Source organism: Pectinatus haikarae, from assembly GCF_015732185.1.
Lineage (GTDB): Bacteria > Bacillota > Negativicutes > Selenomonadales > Selenomonadaceae > Pectinatus > Pectinatus haikarae.
The window spans coordinates 197431-213300 of the sequence record NZ_WIQM01000004.1 but is presented as its reverse complement, the minus strand read 5'-3'; the positions used below and the strand labels follow the sequence as shown (position 1 = coordinate 213300).

Below are 15870 nucleotides of genomic sequence, written 5' to 3'. Positions count from 1 at the left end.
GTATTACAATCCGGTATTGATTCCATTATCCAAGAGCCCATCACTGCCTTATCACAGCATAAGACAAAAGCATACCGGTGGAAATTATTATGACCGCAAAGTAGCCTGAAGACGTTTGACGTTCATGAACAGCCGAATGGCATCTTCCGGCGACGTTACCACAATATTGGCTGCAGCAACAATTCCTGAACTTGCTCCTTCATGTCCTATCACACACACTTTCAATCTGGCAATAGAAAACATCGGCTGATCATTAGCACCATTTCCCACTACCGCAGTCGTTTCAGCTCCCCACTTTTGTACATAATGAGCCTTTTCATTTCCATTACTCTCCGCGGGCAGAATTATCAAGCGCACTCCCTCTATATCGCTGAGTTCTTCTTGTGCCGTACCGAATGTATCGGCCGTTATTACTGATATTGATATTGTGGAGACAAGCTGCTTCAACAGTTTTTTTACCTCAGGTGCTATACGCCCATTTTCCGCTAAAACACCATTAAAATCGAAAACAATATTGTTGAGATTGTATACTTCATCATTAAATAAATTTAAAGATATCATCTTATTCTCCCCACTGTTATAATGTAATCAAATTAATCTAGCGACAGTGACTCCAAGCCATGCAGCAAAAATTCCTATTATCACGTTTCCTCCTATATTGCAAAAAGCCTGCAGAAAATTAGCCTTTAACAACAGCTGTAATGACTCGTAACTGAAAGAAGAAAACGTAGTCAACCCGCCGATAAATCCTACTGTAATAAACAATCGCCAATAAGGGCTAGCTACCATTCGCTCGGTAAACAGTGCCATAAAAAATCCTATTATAAAACACCCTGTTATATTCACGATAAATGTTCCATAAGGCAAATCAAAACTAATTTTTTCCGCTGCCCATCTGGATACCAAATAGCGTACTACCGAACCTATTCCTCCTCCGATTGCCACTAAAATAATTCCCAAAATTTTCCACCTCATTAATCGTCTTTTAATGGCTCCTTATGTCCGTATTTTATTACTTCTGCGTCATCAATGGTGATCATTCCTTCTGCCATCATTTCATCCAGAAAAGGCAAAAGCCTTGCAACATATTCTTCACCGTCTATAATCTCTATCATGATGGGCAAGTCTCCTGATAGTGCAACGATGTTGGCTGTATGAATACGACTGTGAGCACCGTATCCCATAAGAGCTCTGGTTACTGTTGCACCTGCCATGTCAAGAGCTTTTGCTTTTTCAACAATCGCTGTATATAATGATTTACCCCGCCACTTGTCCCTCTCTCCTATATATATTCTTAAACGCCTGGCCCTGCTGGTAATTTTAGCCATAAAATTTCTCCTCATCTTCTTTGTATTTAAACATAGTATTTGACAAAAGCATCTATAGCTCCTCACCTTCCTCCAATATTTACACACGACAAAATGACCCCTACCATAGTTGGTAGGAGTCATTACTGTTTTCACAGGATTTCTGGCGAACCCCATCGCCGTGCAATAAAATTAATAATTTTATTATATCAGTTTATCGACATCTTATCAATATGACCATAAAAATATATCGGTATTTCATAAACTGGATAATAGTCAGCAAAAAATATGATACGCACTCAACTCCCAACATACTATCCACCAAGGTTACAACATTAATTCTATTTTCTCAAAATCAATTGATTTTTTAATAATTTATGATATACTGATAAAAATAGAAGAATATAGGCGATGGAGTTCGCCGTTAAAAATGTTTTTAATGACTCCTACTGTAATATCACTCACAGTAGGAGTTTTTTTATTTTTAACACTTACCCCACTGAGGCTTTTTGGTGTTTACCAATATTTTATAAAGGAGTTGATACCAATTGACCGATATTGTCTATCCTGTCTGTCGTTTTCTGCTCATTTGGTTTTCCTGGATTCCTTTTTTTTATTTATTCACACATTTCTTTCTGAAAACACGTTTCCGCATAATAAGCCAGAGAGAAAAAATTATGATTTCTCTGCAGGCCTCTTTATTTTGTACCATCGCAACGGTTGCAATGTATTTTATGAAATAAAAGGAAAAATCGTACTTCTTTTTGCCTTCCTGCAATAATACTCTTTATCTTACTATAATGCTCATGATGCTGTTTTTCATGCTGGTATCCCGCAAAAATGCAAACAAATTTTCTATGAATAATTCTCCGATAAAGGTGCAATGTATGCTTGTTGCCATTTCTATATCTTTTCCAAAAATATTCTCGTCACTTTTAACAAGCGAAAACCATACGTTGTCTGTCCTCTTCCCGCATCTTATCTATGAAATTATCAGTCAAATGTATCTCAGCATTACAAATTTCTTCTTCTCCTATTTGCCGTACCATTTTTAGTATATCCTTCTTAAAAGAATCAGTATCTGCGAAATTCTCACTCGAAATATTCTGTTGCAAGTAACATCTAAGGATTAAATAATCCTGCTCTGTTGCCGCAATCTCATTTCCGTCAGCGGTGAATATCTGAAAATTAGAATTGGGGGAGAGATTCTCCATAATCAATATGCGATCGGCACCTATGCCATACCTGCGGCTGCCGAGAAGTCTTATTCCTGCGGCACCCGGCACATACTCCTGCGCTTCATATACCATATATTCAATTCCCCTGAATACATAATTCATTACAATCTGCATTATATATCGCCTCCGATTTCATTAGATACAGTATATCAGGCAGCTTATACAAATAAAATACTTAACCTGCTTTTTATATTGCAAAAAATGCTCTATAATGAATTTAATAATTTTAAAACTTAAATAAAAATCGATCAGGAGAAATATATATGTGCAATTACGAAAAAAGAGGGTATCTTGCCCAGCAATTTAAAATATTTCGCATCCGGGATTATCTTGTTCCGCTTAAATTTCATTATCACGCTTTCCACAAAATCATCCTGTTTATCAGCGGCAGCGTTACTTACACCGTCGAAGGCAAATCTTATCCGCTGATGCCGCGTGATATCATTTTTGTCAGCGCAGGTGAGATACACCGTCCTCTGCCGACAGGTAATGAACTGTACGAGCGCATAGTTATATATATATCACCCGAAATTTTACAAAAATACTCTCACTCTGATGAAAACTTAGCAGCTTGTTTTACATCTGCTGCAAAACATTCAAGTGTTATGCATCTGCCTCCGGGTAAGAGCCATGATCTTATTTTTCATGTAAAAAAATTAGAACAAAATTTTTATGCAAAAGGCTTTGCCAATGATCTGTACAGTGAAATTTTATTTGTTGAATTCATGATTCTGCTCAACCGCGCTCTGTTAAGCCACGAAATAGACGAGATACATGCCGCTGTATACGATAAAAAAGTTTTGCCCATCTTAAAACATATCAATGATAACCTTTTTACGGATCTTTCTATCGATATTTTATCCGGAAAGTTTTTTATAAGCAAATTTCATATGATGCGCCGTTTCAAAAAAGCTACCGGCTACAGTATACATCAATATATTACTAACAAACGTCTTCTGCGGGCACGTGCCATGATTCATTCTGATATTCCCCTCACAAAAATATGCTTTGACTGTGGTTTTCATGATTATTCCACTTTTTCCAGAGCCTTCAAGGATGTTTTCAAACAAACCCCGCGCGAATATCGCCGGAAGTTATTCTTAGAACAATAGACGGGGATTTTTTATTTTTTTAAAATAAATACCGGCATCCCGTTCAGTTCGGAATACCGGTATCACTACTTCTAAAGAAAACTTTTAATTGCATTGAAAATTGTACTGCCCGCATTAAATGAAGTATGCAGATACAATGTGCCTTCATCGGTGGATATGCTGTCTACATTTACCGCATCGACAAGACTGCTTCCCATCAACTGAACTTTATTCAAAGCTGACTGCTCGACAAAAGGTTTGAAATCTATCGTCATATTATTGCCATTAATGTGCGTTTTTACACCGTATTCATTATCGTTAAGCGGATTGCCAAATAATTTTGTCAAAAGACCGACACTCATACGGGAAAAAAACCATGATGTCACAGGCCGATCCGCCAATTCCTTCTTATCAATATGAATAGTCATGGAAGAGCTGTCAGCATTCTGCACAAATCGCGTAATAGTGCCGTCTAAGACGACTTTTCCCGATGATGCCGTATCTATATCAGCCTCTATTTGATTGTCCGGATGAACGGAAATTTCAGCATTTTTTATTTCCGGATAATTTTCCAGCGCCGACTCCAGATAATTATTGATCGCTGACTGCGGCACGGCAACCACACCGCTGCTCAGCTGATCCAAGGTCTGCGCATCCCATGTATCCTTAATGATCTGCTCCTCATCATCACTAATAAAGCTAAACGCAAATACTGACTGAGACATTAAAAAAAATACCATCGAGCAAACAAAAAAAACTTTTCTGAAACGCACTTGCCAACACCTCTGTTATCGATTGCATGTTCTTGAACCGTACATGGTAAACTTCCTCTGAGAATTTTCCAATGTACACCTCAAAACCAGGCTGTAAGGCAGTTCTATTTATAAAAGAATAAAACTATGCCTGTATTATACATTCTTTCCTGACGAATGAAAAGAAAAACATCACATCATTTTATTTTTTCTTTTCCCCTGTAAGCAAATACTTCGCCTATATCCTTGACAATTCCCTTGTCTATAAATCCTCCGTCTGCCATGTCTGTCATTATTTTCATGCCTTCCAAGTGTCCCATCCCCGAACGATACGGCCTATCTTCCGTCAAAGCCTGATATATATCAAGACACCCCAGCAGGCGTGAATTAAAATCCAGATCCTTAGCCGCCAAACCGTATGGGTATCCCTTTCCGTTTAGTTTTTCATGATGATTCGCTGCCCACTCAGTGATATCTTCAAATCCGCTGATTCTTTCCATAGCAACTCTCGTATAGTATGTATGAGACTGTATTTTGGCAAATTCATCCGTTGTAAGCTTTCTTTCAGCTTCCAAAATATCATTGGCAATAAGCAGTTTTCCGAGATCATGCAAGTCTGCGGCAATATGCAGCTTTATTGTTTTTTCTTCACTATAATGATAAAATGCCGCCATTGCACCCGCTTTTTCAGAAAGTCCCTTAGAATGCCTGCCCGTAAACTTAGACTTGGCATCAATAATCCTGGAGAAAATCATTGATATTTCTCTGACCCGTTTGTAATCCATTATCATGTATTTTTGCGGAGTATAACGATTTATCGCATTCACAATATTTCCGTCTTCCTGATCCAGACGATAACTTGCTCTGTTTATCTCATCAAAAAATGCATCGCATATTGCCGGAGAAAATTTTTTATCACGCAGTTTGACAATATGTTCCTTGACCCTGTTTTTATATTCACCATACATTTTGCTCGAATCAAATCTGATATCTATATAATCGGCAAAACTTATTATCTGCGCTTTTAACGGTATCTCACTGCCCCTGAGATGAAAAAGACCTGAGCCATCAAGTTTTTCATGATGATACAGAATAATTGTTTTTTCTTCGCGCAAAAACGGATAGTTTTCAACGTTCCTTTCACCTATGATACAATGATCCTTAACATTTTCAAATTGTGTCGGTTTCGTCAAAGCTCTCGCATGCTGCGCAGATATGTATTCGCTGAGTCCGTTATCATGCAGCACTGCAAGAGAAACCAGATCGGCCAGATCATCTTCATCCATCCCCAGTCTTTTTCCCAGCATCAATGAGTCATAAGCCACTCGCTTGCCGTGATTCAACGCCAGCCCGAAAACATCCTTTTCTATATAGTCTAATGCAAATGACACTGCAAGTAAAAAATTATTCAAGTCAAATTTCATATTTTCTCCTTAATTCCTTTTATACATACTTTCCTTCAAGTGTCTAATATTCCTGCTTTTCTAATCGTACTTTCATATTTATTTAAATGATGCACTATTGCAAATTTTTATGAATTTTTATCTCTACTTGTTAATAAAAATTTTTATATAATATGTTTTTTTATTTTCAGAAAGGATTAATGATTATTTTCTAAAAAGGTCAAGGAAGAAATGAATCATTATGCCAGCTACGAAATCAATGACAGCCTTACAAAAATATTGCTGCAGATAAATCGCAGTGATATAGGCCCTTTAAAAGAAATTGAGCCATTGATAGAGGCGAATTCAAAATCCATTATTGATTCCTTTTATAATAAAATATACGCAGTTCCTGGTATACGTGATTTTATTGAAAAACATACAACTGTAGAAAAATTAAAAAATACCTTCAACCTTTTTTTATCAATGCTATGCCAAATAGATATTACAGACGATTATATTAAAAAAATATACAAAATAGGCCATACACATAAATGCATTGATTTACCCGTTGAATGGTTTGTAATGTCTTTTGCCGAATTGCAAGATATAATTTTATCTTATGTTTTTTCGAAATATAAAAAAGATACAAACAAAATATATAGCATCATAAAAGCTTTATCGCATAAAATACAATTCATAGAAGCTCTTGTTATTCATACGTTCGTAGAGAGTTATGTTGCCGATTTGAAAAATAAGGTCGCCGAAGAAGGCACTATGATCGAGAAGCAGGAACAGCTGCTGAAACTTACAAAAGAAATGTCGGAATCCTTATCCGCTTTATCCGAAGAAATGTCTGCATCTTCAGAAAACATGACAGAAAGTGTTGTATATATAAAAACATCGGCGGATAATCTAAATACACAATCCGGTCAAATGTACTCTCTGGCACAAAATGGCGAATCTATGATAAAAAATATCATCAGCGAGCTAAATGGCCTATCGGCACAGGTAAAGCAGATGAAAACAGATCTTGATGAATTAAGCAGAAGTACTACATCTGTCAACAACATAACCGATACGATCACAGAAATAGCATCGCAGACAAATCTGCTGGCGCTGAATGCGGCTATCGAAGCTGCAAGAGCAGGTGAAGCCGGCAAAGGTTTTGCCGTCGTCGCTGATGAAGTACGCAAGCTAGCCGAACAAAGCAGTTCCTCTGCCAATAAGATAAGAGAGCTTATCGAGCACAATACAGCTTCAAACCATACGGTCGTTTTAAACATGGAAGAACAAAATCAACTTGTGTTTAAAATCATAAATTCTATAAATAAAAGCGTTCAGGAAATAGGCAAAATAACCATGGCAACAAAAGAAAATCATAAACAGATCGAATCCATAGATCAGTCTTTAAATGTCCTTACTGCCACCGCCAGCGATGTAAAACAGGTATCACAAGAAGTGGCCAGTTCGGCTACATCATTATTCAACAAGGTTTCATAGCCGGCAGCTTTTATGCTTTTTTATTTGCCGTCATCAACATCACGATAAGCAGTTACTGTATTTCTATGAATTTTACTTGCGTAAAGAGCCTTATCCGCCATCGGAAAAAGATCATATACGGATTGTGTATCTCCTGGCAGCGATGCCACACCAATGCTTATTGTACATCCTTCAATTTTTTCTGCCACCTCTATCCGTATATTTTCAGCCGTTTGCAGCATAGCTTTTTCGTCCATATTGCGTTTTAATATTGCAAACTCATCCCCGCCAAAACGGAAAACACTTCTTTCGCCCATAACAGCTTCCATTATTTTCACCGCTTCCTGCAAAATCTTATCATCGGAAAGATGTCCCCTGCTGTCGTTCTGTTCCTTAAAATGATCCAAATCCAGCAGCAGACATCCTACTTTTTCTATAGCATTATTGTTGACCTCGTCGTCAATAATATGCAGAACCTTGTCGAATGCACGGCGATTATAAGCATGAGTGAGTACATCTATATTTGCCTCCCGGGAAAGGTTGCTGTGCTCCGCATACACCTTTCTCACCATGGCATTATATACATCGACTATTTTGCGAAATTCAGCTTTATAATCACTGGCATTCAATTTTTTATAATTTCCTTCTTTTATAGAATTAAAAGCTGTGATCAACTGCTCTGTCAATCTTGTATAACGCTTTATAATATAAACCGCTATCGCAATAAACACTATATTTTCCAAAATAAACAGCATAAGCATTTCACCGATGACGATATCCCTGTTTTTTATGATATCCGTGACCGGTGTATTGACTACAACGAGCCAGCCAGTCCCGTCGACTTTGCTGTATCCTGTGAAGCATTTTTCTCCGGCTGCGTTGCTTGTCATTCTTGAACCGCTTTCTCCCCGCAGTTTATCAAACACTTTATTTTTTTCACCGACCTGACCGCTGTCCGCTCCGTAGATGAGCGCTCCGCCCGCATCAAGCAAAAAAACAGATCCGTCATCACTGAAAATACTATTTTCAAAAGAATTTTCCCCGTTGTCAGATAGATCCATGATTCCGACCACTGCGCCGCTGATACTCCCGTTTTTTAAAACAGGCACAGACATGTAAATCACTTTTTTTCCCGTTTCAGTTATACGGACATCACTTGTATAAGCCTTTTTAGGCACTGCTTGTTCAAAATATTTTGTATCTTTAAAATCTGCTGCCGCCTCATTATTTGTTCCTGAAAAAGCGAGAATTTCGCCATTTTCGTCCAGGATCAGCAGCGCATCCACTTCAGGAATAAATTTATTTATTTCATCGAGCAGTTCCTTATTATCCCTGATCTTTTCATCCGTCGATATTTTATCCAAAGTCTTGTAAATTCTGCCAAAATCTTTTTCGATCTGTTCACTGCCGTGCTTGGCGGTCTGCTTGCTTATCTCAAGCATCATAAAATTGGTATGCGACAAAAAGCTTCTATCAAATATCCAAAACTGAATTACGCAGCCCAGCAGCATAAAAAAGATGAACATTAAGCTCAATCTGTGTGCAAAGGTCATAGTTCCTCCTAAAAACGTATTAACCAGTTAAATCTTATGTATGTGATCACAGCCATGCAGCAGAGACAGTTATTTTTGCTACGCCGGCACCTTTTACTAACCGGCACATCTTCTTCATAATATGTTTCTGCCTGAAATTTTTACTATCTGCATATAACTTTTACTATATTATACTATTTTACTACAATATAACTTAAAAAGTAACTTCTTTTTTCCCGATATACATATTGTAGTTTTTATACATCTTTTCATATATGGAGAGAATTTTAATCGAAAAAGGCTGCAGCAATATCAGTCTGATGACCTTCTTGCTGCAGCCTTCTTAATTATGAAAACAGATATATCTGTATCAAATTTAATCTACATATCTTATTTATTGAAAAGCTCCTCTTTAGTTGCGCTGTTTTCCTTGGCGGTAATCGTTTCGGGAACTATTTTATAAACTTGCACAGTCCTGCCGTCATGTCCCGATTTATAATTTCTCATCAGCTCCGCCGTCAACGGTTTTTTATAATATCCCGGCATATATTTTTCCACAAAAGCCTGCATCGCCGCTGCTTTTTCCTCTGCATCATCAACGGGGACAGCTTTCCCAAACATTGTCACACTGAAATAAGCAGTATCCGCATGACACGGCATGTCATCTTTTACTGTTCCATATTCTTTATGCACATTAAAACATATCTGAGGATTTTCCTGCAGGATTTTCTCTTTTCTGCCGGAAGCCAGTCCGTGAAAATATAGTTTACCTTCTGTCCAAAGGTAATTCAAAGGTACAGCATACGGTTCTCCCTCACTATACAGTGCCAGTGTCCCCACACGCATACTTGTAAGAAATTCTGTCACTCTTCCCTCATCGCGGCAAATACGCTGTTGATAACGAATCTCTTCCATCAAACTCCTCCTCTAGGCAATTTTTTTCTCCAACAAATCAGCAAAATATTGGCATAGACCAAACACTTTTAGAATTTCCTCACGGCTGAAATCTGTTTTTCTCTGATAATTTTCCAGTGAACAAATCCCAAAGGCTGCATCCAAAGCCTCAATTTGGTTACTCACCGCTTTGGGCACTTCAAGTTCTGCCAGCATCTCCACAGTTTCCATAAGACTCTGGTAATTATGTGTTCCAGGATCGGCCCCATAGAAATCACACACAGCTATAAGATAATTTTCAATTGCCACCGAGGCTACATCAAAAACAACATTCAGGGACTGCCCTTCATCTAAAAACTGCCGTGCCCGCCGATGATACATAACCGCACTATGATGCCTTTCAGCAAATTCATTTTTGTCAATCGGATATCTTTTCATCTGCTCTACCTTCCCAATTATATATGTTTCTGGTTGATCCCATTATTTTAATGCCTTATGCAGGAAAACCAGGCATCCTTCAAAAAACACAAAAGACGCCTGTCTGCTTCCTGATCGGAAACAGACAAAGCGCCTTTGCATGATCTTATTGAATAACAATATAGCACAACTTTACAATTTTAGCAATGATTTTCTATTATTTCCGCACATTTTACCGGACTTTTATTTATCTCAGCATTGCAAAATACGTTATCCATCGCTGGTTATTATTTTTTGCCGGCGGCCTTCTGCATAAATTTGACTTCGTCCACCACGAATCGTTCATGCGTTCCTTTTCCTATTTCACCGCTTTCGTCGAAGGCTGTTACTTTATAAGAAATTTTACGTCCGTCAAACGCAGTTATTTCTGCTTCGGCGCGTACTTTCATGCCTATCGGCGATGCGCTTATATGAGCGACCGATATTGATATCCCCACTGAGGTCCATCCTTCCGGCAGATATTCCTGCGCAAGTTGTGACGCCGCCCGTTCCATAAGTGCTGTCATCGCCGGAGTGGCATATACAGACAGCGTACCGCTTTTCATTGCAATAGCTGTATTTTTTTCGGTGACACTGTCACTTGCTTCCTGTTTTAAACCGATCTTGATTTTTTCAACAATTTCCATTATCAATACTTCCTCCTGTATTTATATGTAAATGCAATCTATCTTCTTAATTATAAGATAGCAATGCATCAGGAAAAAAGCAATCCCTCCTGTAATATTATTATTTAGATATCTTCTCGACGATATAATTTATCATTCATTTTATGATTATTCCATGAACTATGCTAAAAAAACTGTTATAATAAGAAGATATAGTTTTGAGATATAGCAGATTTATGAAGCTGCCGCTTAATGACGATTTATGCCTTCACAATTTTTTACTTGGGCCGTCAGTTTCCTGCATACATATAAAATCTTATTCCAATAGGAGAAAATCATGGCAAAAATTATTCTAACTGGTGACCGTCCAACGGGGAAATTGCATATAGGACACTATGTAGGTTCCCTGCGGGAACGTGTAAAACTGCAAAATTCTGGTACTTATGACAAAATATTCATTATGATCGCCGATGCTCAGGCACTTACGGATAATGCCGATAATCCCGAAAAGGTCCGCCAAAATATTATTGAAGTGGCCCTTGATTATCTGGCCTGCGGGCTTGATCCGGAAAAATCCGTTATTTTTATCCAATCACAGATCCCGCAGCTGTGTGAACTGTCATTTTATTATATGAATCTCGTCACAGTTTCCCGTCTGCAGCGAAATCCCACCGTGAAATCGGAAATTCAGGCAAGAAACTTCGAAGCAAGCATTCCCGTCGGTTTTTTTACCTATCCGATCAGTCAGGCTGCTGATATAACCGCTTTTCAGGCAACCACTGTTCCCGTCGGTGAAGATCAGATGCCTATGCTCGAACAGACAAGAGAAATCGTACGCAAATTCAATACGACTTACAGTGAAGCTCTCACTGAACCCGAAATTCTGCTGCCGGGCAATGAAGTTTGTCAGCGCCTGCCCGGTATAGATGGCAAGGCAAAAATGAGCAAATCGATCGGCAACTGCATTTATTTATCAGAAACCGCCGATGAAGTAAAGAAAAAGGTAATGAATATGTATACCGATCCTGATCATGTACGCATGTCTGACCCCGGGAAAATAGAGGGAAATACTGTTTTTACCTATCTTGATGCCTTTTGCAATGATGAACATTTCGGACGGTATCTGCCGGACTACAGCAATCTTGATGAACTGAAGGCTCATTACCGGCAGGGCGGTCTGGGTGATGTCAAAGTAAAAAAATTTTTATACTCTGTACTGATGGAGTATTTAGAGCCTATCAAAAAACGCCGTACCGAATTTGAAAAAGATATCCCTGCCATATACAAAATGCTGCGTGAAGGCAGTCAAAAAGCAGAAGCCGCTGCTGCCGAAACTTTGGCGGCGGTAAAAAAGGCTATGCGGATAAATTATTTTGACGATATTGATTTAATCAATGGGCAAATCAAACGTTACCAGAAATAGTAATCGCGGCAAAGGCGGGAACAGAACGCTTAATGTTCCTGCCTTTGTTTTGCATAAATCAGAGGTAAGCCAAATATGAAAATAATCAGTTATGCAGTCTTTCTGCTCTTTTTCACAAGTTTTTCCTGCTTCTCTTCTTCTCAGACAGAAGCTTCCGGTCTCATAACAGACGGTGCGCTCCGTACCGCAGCATTTTGGCAGCAAAATACTGCGGAGGGTGACTCTCTTGTCATGACGCAGACCCAAAGGAAAGCTTTCAATCGCTCTATACAGCAGAACACTCCGTATGTGATTGACTTAACGGCTTCACCCGATACTGAACAGGGCGAAGCTGTCAAAAAAATTATTGAAGCTACTTCCATCATACCTGATGGCGCATATGATAAAAACGGTCAGCTTTATTCTCAGCCTGTAAAAGATGCTTTACTGCGCGAAATGAATCTGGAAAACATGCCCGATGCCGTTCCCCTACGAATGGGAGTAACGGTGCGCCGCAGCAGCATCAGGACTTTACCTACCGCAGAGCCTGCATTTGAGGAACCTTATCCGAGCATGTTTGATCTTTTTCAGGAGACCGCTGTCGATCCGTCGGAGGCGTTGCTCGTTTTATATACCAGTCTTGACGGTCAATATTATTATGTGCAATTGTACAATTACAGCGGCTGGATATCTGCTGCAGATGTAGCACTCACTGCTGATCGCGGCCAATGGCTCAGATATGCAGACCCGCAAAAATTTTTAGTCGTAACAGAAAAATCTTATGAACTTAACAGCAATAATGAATCTATTTTTTATCAAATGGGCAGTCGTATTCTCTTTGTGCAAAAAAACGGAACATCCTATAATATAATTTTACCGCAGCGCAATGAGCAGGGGAATCTGACTGAGTTGGCAATGTCTGTCTCCGGCGGCAAATCCTTCAGCGAAGGATATCTTCCCTATACACGCAGCAATATTATACAGGAAGCATTTTACTATCTTGACGAACCCTACGGTTGGGGAGGTCTCAGAAACAGCGTGGATTGTTCAAGCTTTATTGCCAATATTTATCGAACTGTCGGCATTTTCCTGCCGCGAAATGCCGATCAGCAGGAAAATGCTGTCGGACAGCATTTTCCCTTTACTTCTCTTAACGAAAGCGATATTTACAGCAGTATATCACAAAATTGCCGCCCCGGTGATGCATTTTTTATGGACGGACATGTCATGCTTTATCTTGGTGAACTAAACAATACACCGTATATAATTCATGCATTGGGCAGCTATACAGAAAACAACGGCGGGCAAAAAATAAAACAGCGTATCCTGCGCGTGGTGGTCAGTGACCTTTCTTTGAATGTTTCCAGTGGCACAAGTTTTGCATCGGTGCTTACTTCAGCGGTATCATTTCACTAGCATCTTTGTGAAAAAATCGGGGCTAATATCTCTTTAATCACCTTATATTTTGCGAATTGCTATTGATTCCGTCCAGATTCATCATAGTAAAATATGCTATTCCATATGAAATTTGACTTTCAGCACCTAAATTTCCATTTACACCATTTGGTGTAATACCATCAAAGCAGCCTCCTGTAATACTATCTGTCAAACAACAATGTTCACTGTTTTCACCTTCATACCAGGCATAACATTTTTTTGCCTTTTCCAAATAAAAATTTTTATGTGTAATATTAAATGCTTCCTGTAATGTTAAAATCATCTCACAGGCTTCAATTGGCTGTTGATCAAATTCTGCAGCTACTCCGCCTTTTTTCAACCACCCATTGCAACCAATTGGTTGTAAATAGTTTTTGACAAATACTTTTTCCAACAGAAAAACTAAACTGTTTTCTGCTACTGTTAAAAAAGCTGGCTTTCGTGTAACTTTATAAGCAGCAAACATTGCCCAAGGCAGTATACTATTGCTATAGGTTAGCGTATCTTCAAACCATTGCCAATTACGACTACTGGCCCGATTAAACTCTTCAAGCAAACTTTTTCCCAATACTCTTATCAATTTTTGTGAAGCAAGATCCTGCAAATTGGCTAATCCAATTATTGCATAGGCTTTGGCTCTTAATGAAGTTAAAGACATAATATTAGGAAATAAAGCATCCAGCATAATAGAAAGCGCAGCCTTTATTCCATTAGGAACAGCCGGATGAGTAATTGCCGTACAAATTGCCCACGCGCATCGTCCCTGGCAATCTTCTGACCCTTTCTCTTCCAGCCAGTGACGTTCATACGACATAAAATTTTTAAATTCACCTTGTTGAGTTTGTGCATTTAACAAGAACGACGTGTATCGGTACAGTAATTTATGATAGTTTTTATGCGGCCACTCTTTTACCAATAGAATGGCAAGCAATAATGCTCTTGCATTATCATCAGTTGTATAGCCATAGCGGGGATCCGGTATAGTATATTTACTATGCTGTAATATTCCCGTATCATCTGTCATTAAATATAAATAGTCATCTTTCCATTTTTCCATTATCTACCAAACTTTCTTTACATACTTTAGATATGATTTTTTGAATCAGCGCAGCATATATATCTGCGACATTTTCCCACATCATTGTTTTACCAAATGCAAGCATTTTTGATTCTAATGATTTTCTTTTTGCTGGATTCATTAAAATAATCTCAATCATTTCAGCTATATTATCTGCATCTGCAAAATTAACTAATAAGCCTTTCTCATCAGCCAAAATTTCCTGTGCATATAAATAGGGCGTAGAAATGATCACTTTTCCATAGCCAGTTGCATAAGCAAGCGTTCCACTTACCGCTTGATTCTGATCAAGATAGGGCGTTAAATATATATCTGAAATAGACAGGTATTGTGCAATTTCCCCTTTCAACAAATACCTATTGATAAATTTAACATTTTTTTTTAGATTCAATTTATATACTAAATCTTCTAACTTTTTTCTATATGTTTCTCCACTGGTTTCTTTGATGCAGGGATGTGTCTGTCCCAATATAAGATATAATACATTAGGATATTTAGGTGCAATTTTTGCTATTGCCTCAATGCCATATTCCAGTCCTTTACCCGGACTTAATAATCCAAAGGTACTAATAATATAGCGATTTTTAAATCCAAAGGCGGTTTTTAATTCATCTGAAGAAAGACATTGCGTCTGTAAGGTAACTCCATGTGGAATAACTGCAATTTTATCTGCGGGAATGTCATATATATCTTCCAGCATTTTTTTAGTTATATTAGCCATTGTGATAATCATTGAACTTTTTTCTCCAAGTTTTTTTAAAATATATAATTGTTTTGGCAAAGGGGAGGGCAATACCGTGTGTAGTGTTGTTATCAGTGGCAACTTCAAGTTATCAACAAAATCAAGAATATACTCACCACAATCCCCACCAAAAATACCATATTCATGTTCTAAAATAATAAGTTTCAGTGAAGAGTGATTTAATATGTGCGCAGTTTCCTTATAAGCTGATCGATCCTGCTGTTGAATTTTCATAATTACACGATCATTATATTTTATATTTTTATTATTTATTGCAATTACTACTGGAGGATTTTGAAAATATTTATCTAAAGATTTGGCTAAATCTTGTGTAAATGTGGCAATACCGCATGCTTTTGGGGGATATGTGCTAAGAAAACCAATCTGATTATGATTCATAAATATTCCTTCTTTCAAAAAAATTTCTAAATTATCCTAGATTAAAATTATT

Annotated in this window: 16 protein-coding genes and 2 riboswitches; of the genes, 4 read left to right on the top strand and 12 right to left on the bottom strand. The window is 38.1% G+C overall.

The genetic code is table 11. From position 1 onward, the window contains the following. Positions 1-87: 87 nt before the first annotated feature. From I6758_RS02155 to I6758_RS02140, 4 genes are all read right to left on the bottom strand, one after another. Entirely contained in the window at positions 88-561 is a 474-nt protein-coding gene (locus I6758_RS02155; protein ID WP_196603573.1) for an HAD family hydrolase, read from the bottom strand. 27 nt (positions 562-588) lie between these two features. Next, a complete protein-coding gene (gene crcB / locus I6758_RS02150) occupies positions 589-960 on the bottom strand; it encodes a fluoride efflux transporter CrcB (protein WP_231038461.1) in 372 nt (123 codons plus the stop codon). Between the two features lie 14 nt (positions 961-974). Beyond that, positions 975-1328, bottom strand: coding sequence for a DUF190 domain-containing protein (locus tag I6758_RS02145; protein WP_196603572.1), 354 nt, complete (start codon positions 1326-1328; stop codon positions 975-977). Between the two features lie 106 nt (positions 1329-1434). After that, a riboswitch (Fluoride riboswitch) is annotated at positions 1435-1497 on the bottom strand. Between the two features lie 208 nt (positions 1498-1705). Then, positions 1706-1763: riboswitch (Fluoride riboswitch) on the top strand. Between the two features lie 479 nt (positions 1764-2242). Further along, complete coding sequence (locus I6758_RS02140; RefSeq protein ID WP_196603571.1) at positions 2243-2659, bottom strand: hypothetical protein; 417 nt, start codon at positions 2657-2659, stop codon at positions 2243-2245. Positions 2660-2808: 149 nt separating this feature from the next. On the opposite strand from I6758_RS02140, the gene I6758_RS02135 reads away from it, so the two are divergent. Then, positions 2809-3657 (top strand): AraC family transcriptional regulator, encoded by an 849-nt coding sequence (locus I6758_RS02135; RefSeq protein ID WP_196603570.1) that lies wholly within the window; start codon positions 2809-2811, stop codon positions 3655-3657. Positions 3658-3728: 71 nt separating this feature from the next. Here I6758_RS02135 and I6758_RS02130 read toward each other — a convergent pair whose 3' ends face one another. Beyond that, positions 3729-4409: an Asp23/Gls24 family envelope stress response protein gene (locus tag I6758_RS02130; protein WP_196603569.1), complete on the bottom strand. Its 681-nt coding sequence runs from the start codon at positions 4407-4409 to the stop codon at positions 3729-3731. A 176-nt stretch (positions 4410-4585) separates the two neighbouring features. After that, positions 4586-5812 carry an HD-GYP domain-containing protein gene (locus I6758_RS02125; RefSeq protein ID WP_196603568.1) on the bottom strand — a complete coding sequence of 409 codons (1227 nt, stop codon included), beginning with the start codon at positions 5810-5812 and terminating at the stop codon, positions 4586-4588. Between the two features lie 210 nt (positions 5813-6022). Between I6758_RS02125 and I6758_RS15120 the strand changes: the two genes are divergently transcribed. Then, complete coding sequence (locus tag I6758_RS15120) at positions 6023-7273, top strand: methyl-accepting chemotaxis protein (protein ID WP_196603567.1); 1251 nt, start codon at positions 6023-6025, stop codon at positions 7271-7273. Between the two features lie 20 nt (positions 7274-7293). Here the strand turns inward: I6758_RS15120 and I6758_RS02115 are convergent, their stop codons facing one another. The 4 genes from I6758_RS02115 to I6758_RS02100 form a co-directional block, all read right to left on the bottom strand. Further along, positions 7294-8805, bottom strand: coding sequence for a sensor domain-containing diguanylate cyclase (locus I6758_RS02115; RefSeq protein WP_196603566.1), 1512 nt, complete (start codon positions 8803-8805; stop codon positions 7294-7296). A 369-nt stretch (positions 8806-9174) separates the two neighbouring features. Continuing rightward, positions 9175-9699, bottom strand: a complete 525-nt coding sequence (locus tag I6758_RS02110; protein ID WP_196603565.1) for a pyridoxamine 5'-phosphate oxidase family protein — start codon at positions 9697-9699, stop codon at positions 9175-9177. A gap of 12 nt (positions 9700-9711) precedes the next feature. Beyond that, on the bottom strand, positions 9712-10116 hold the full coding sequence (locus I6758_RS02105) for a hypothetical protein (RefSeq protein WP_196603564.1): 405 nt from the start codon (positions 10114-10116) through the stop codon (positions 9712-9714). Between the two features lie 266 nt (positions 10117-10382). Next, a complete protein-coding gene (locus I6758_RS02100; protein WP_196603563.1) occupies positions 10383-10781 on the bottom strand; it encodes a thioesterase family protein in 399 nt (132 codons plus the stop codon). A gap of 316 nt (positions 10782-11097) precedes the next feature. Here I6758_RS02100 and trpS point away from each other — a divergent pair, with 316 nt between their 5' ends. Both trpS and I6758_RS02090 read left to right on the top strand, forming a co-directional pair. Further along, complete coding sequence (trpS, locus tag I6758_RS02095; RefSeq protein ID WP_196603562.1) at positions 11098-12183, top strand: tryptophan--tRNA ligase; 1086 nt, start codon at positions 11098-11100, stop codon at positions 12181-12183. Positions 12184-12258: 75 nt separating this feature from the next. Continuing rightward, the gene (locus I6758_RS02090; RefSeq protein WP_196603561.1) at positions 12259-13578 is read left to right on the top strand and encodes a C40 family peptidase; all 1320 of its coding nucleotides are present in this window, start codon (positions 12259-12261) and stop codon (positions 13576-13578) included. 37 nt (positions 13579-13615) lie between these two features. Here the strand turns inward: I6758_RS02090 and I6758_RS02085 are convergent, their stop codons facing one another. Continuing rightward, the gene (locus I6758_RS02085) at positions 13616-14656 is read right to left on the bottom strand and encodes a glycosyltransferase (protein WP_196603560.1); all 1041 of its coding nucleotides are present in this window, start codon (positions 14654-14656) and stop codon (positions 13616-13618) included. Next, positions 14637-15818: a glycosyltransferase family 4 protein gene (locus tag I6758_RS02080; protein WP_196603559.1), complete on the bottom strand. Its 1182-nt coding sequence runs from the start codon at positions 15816-15818 to the stop codon at positions 14637-14639. The genes I6758_RS02085 and I6758_RS02080 overlap by 20 nt, the downstream gene beginning before the upstream one ends. Between the last annotated feature and the right edge of the window lie 52 nt (positions 15819-15870).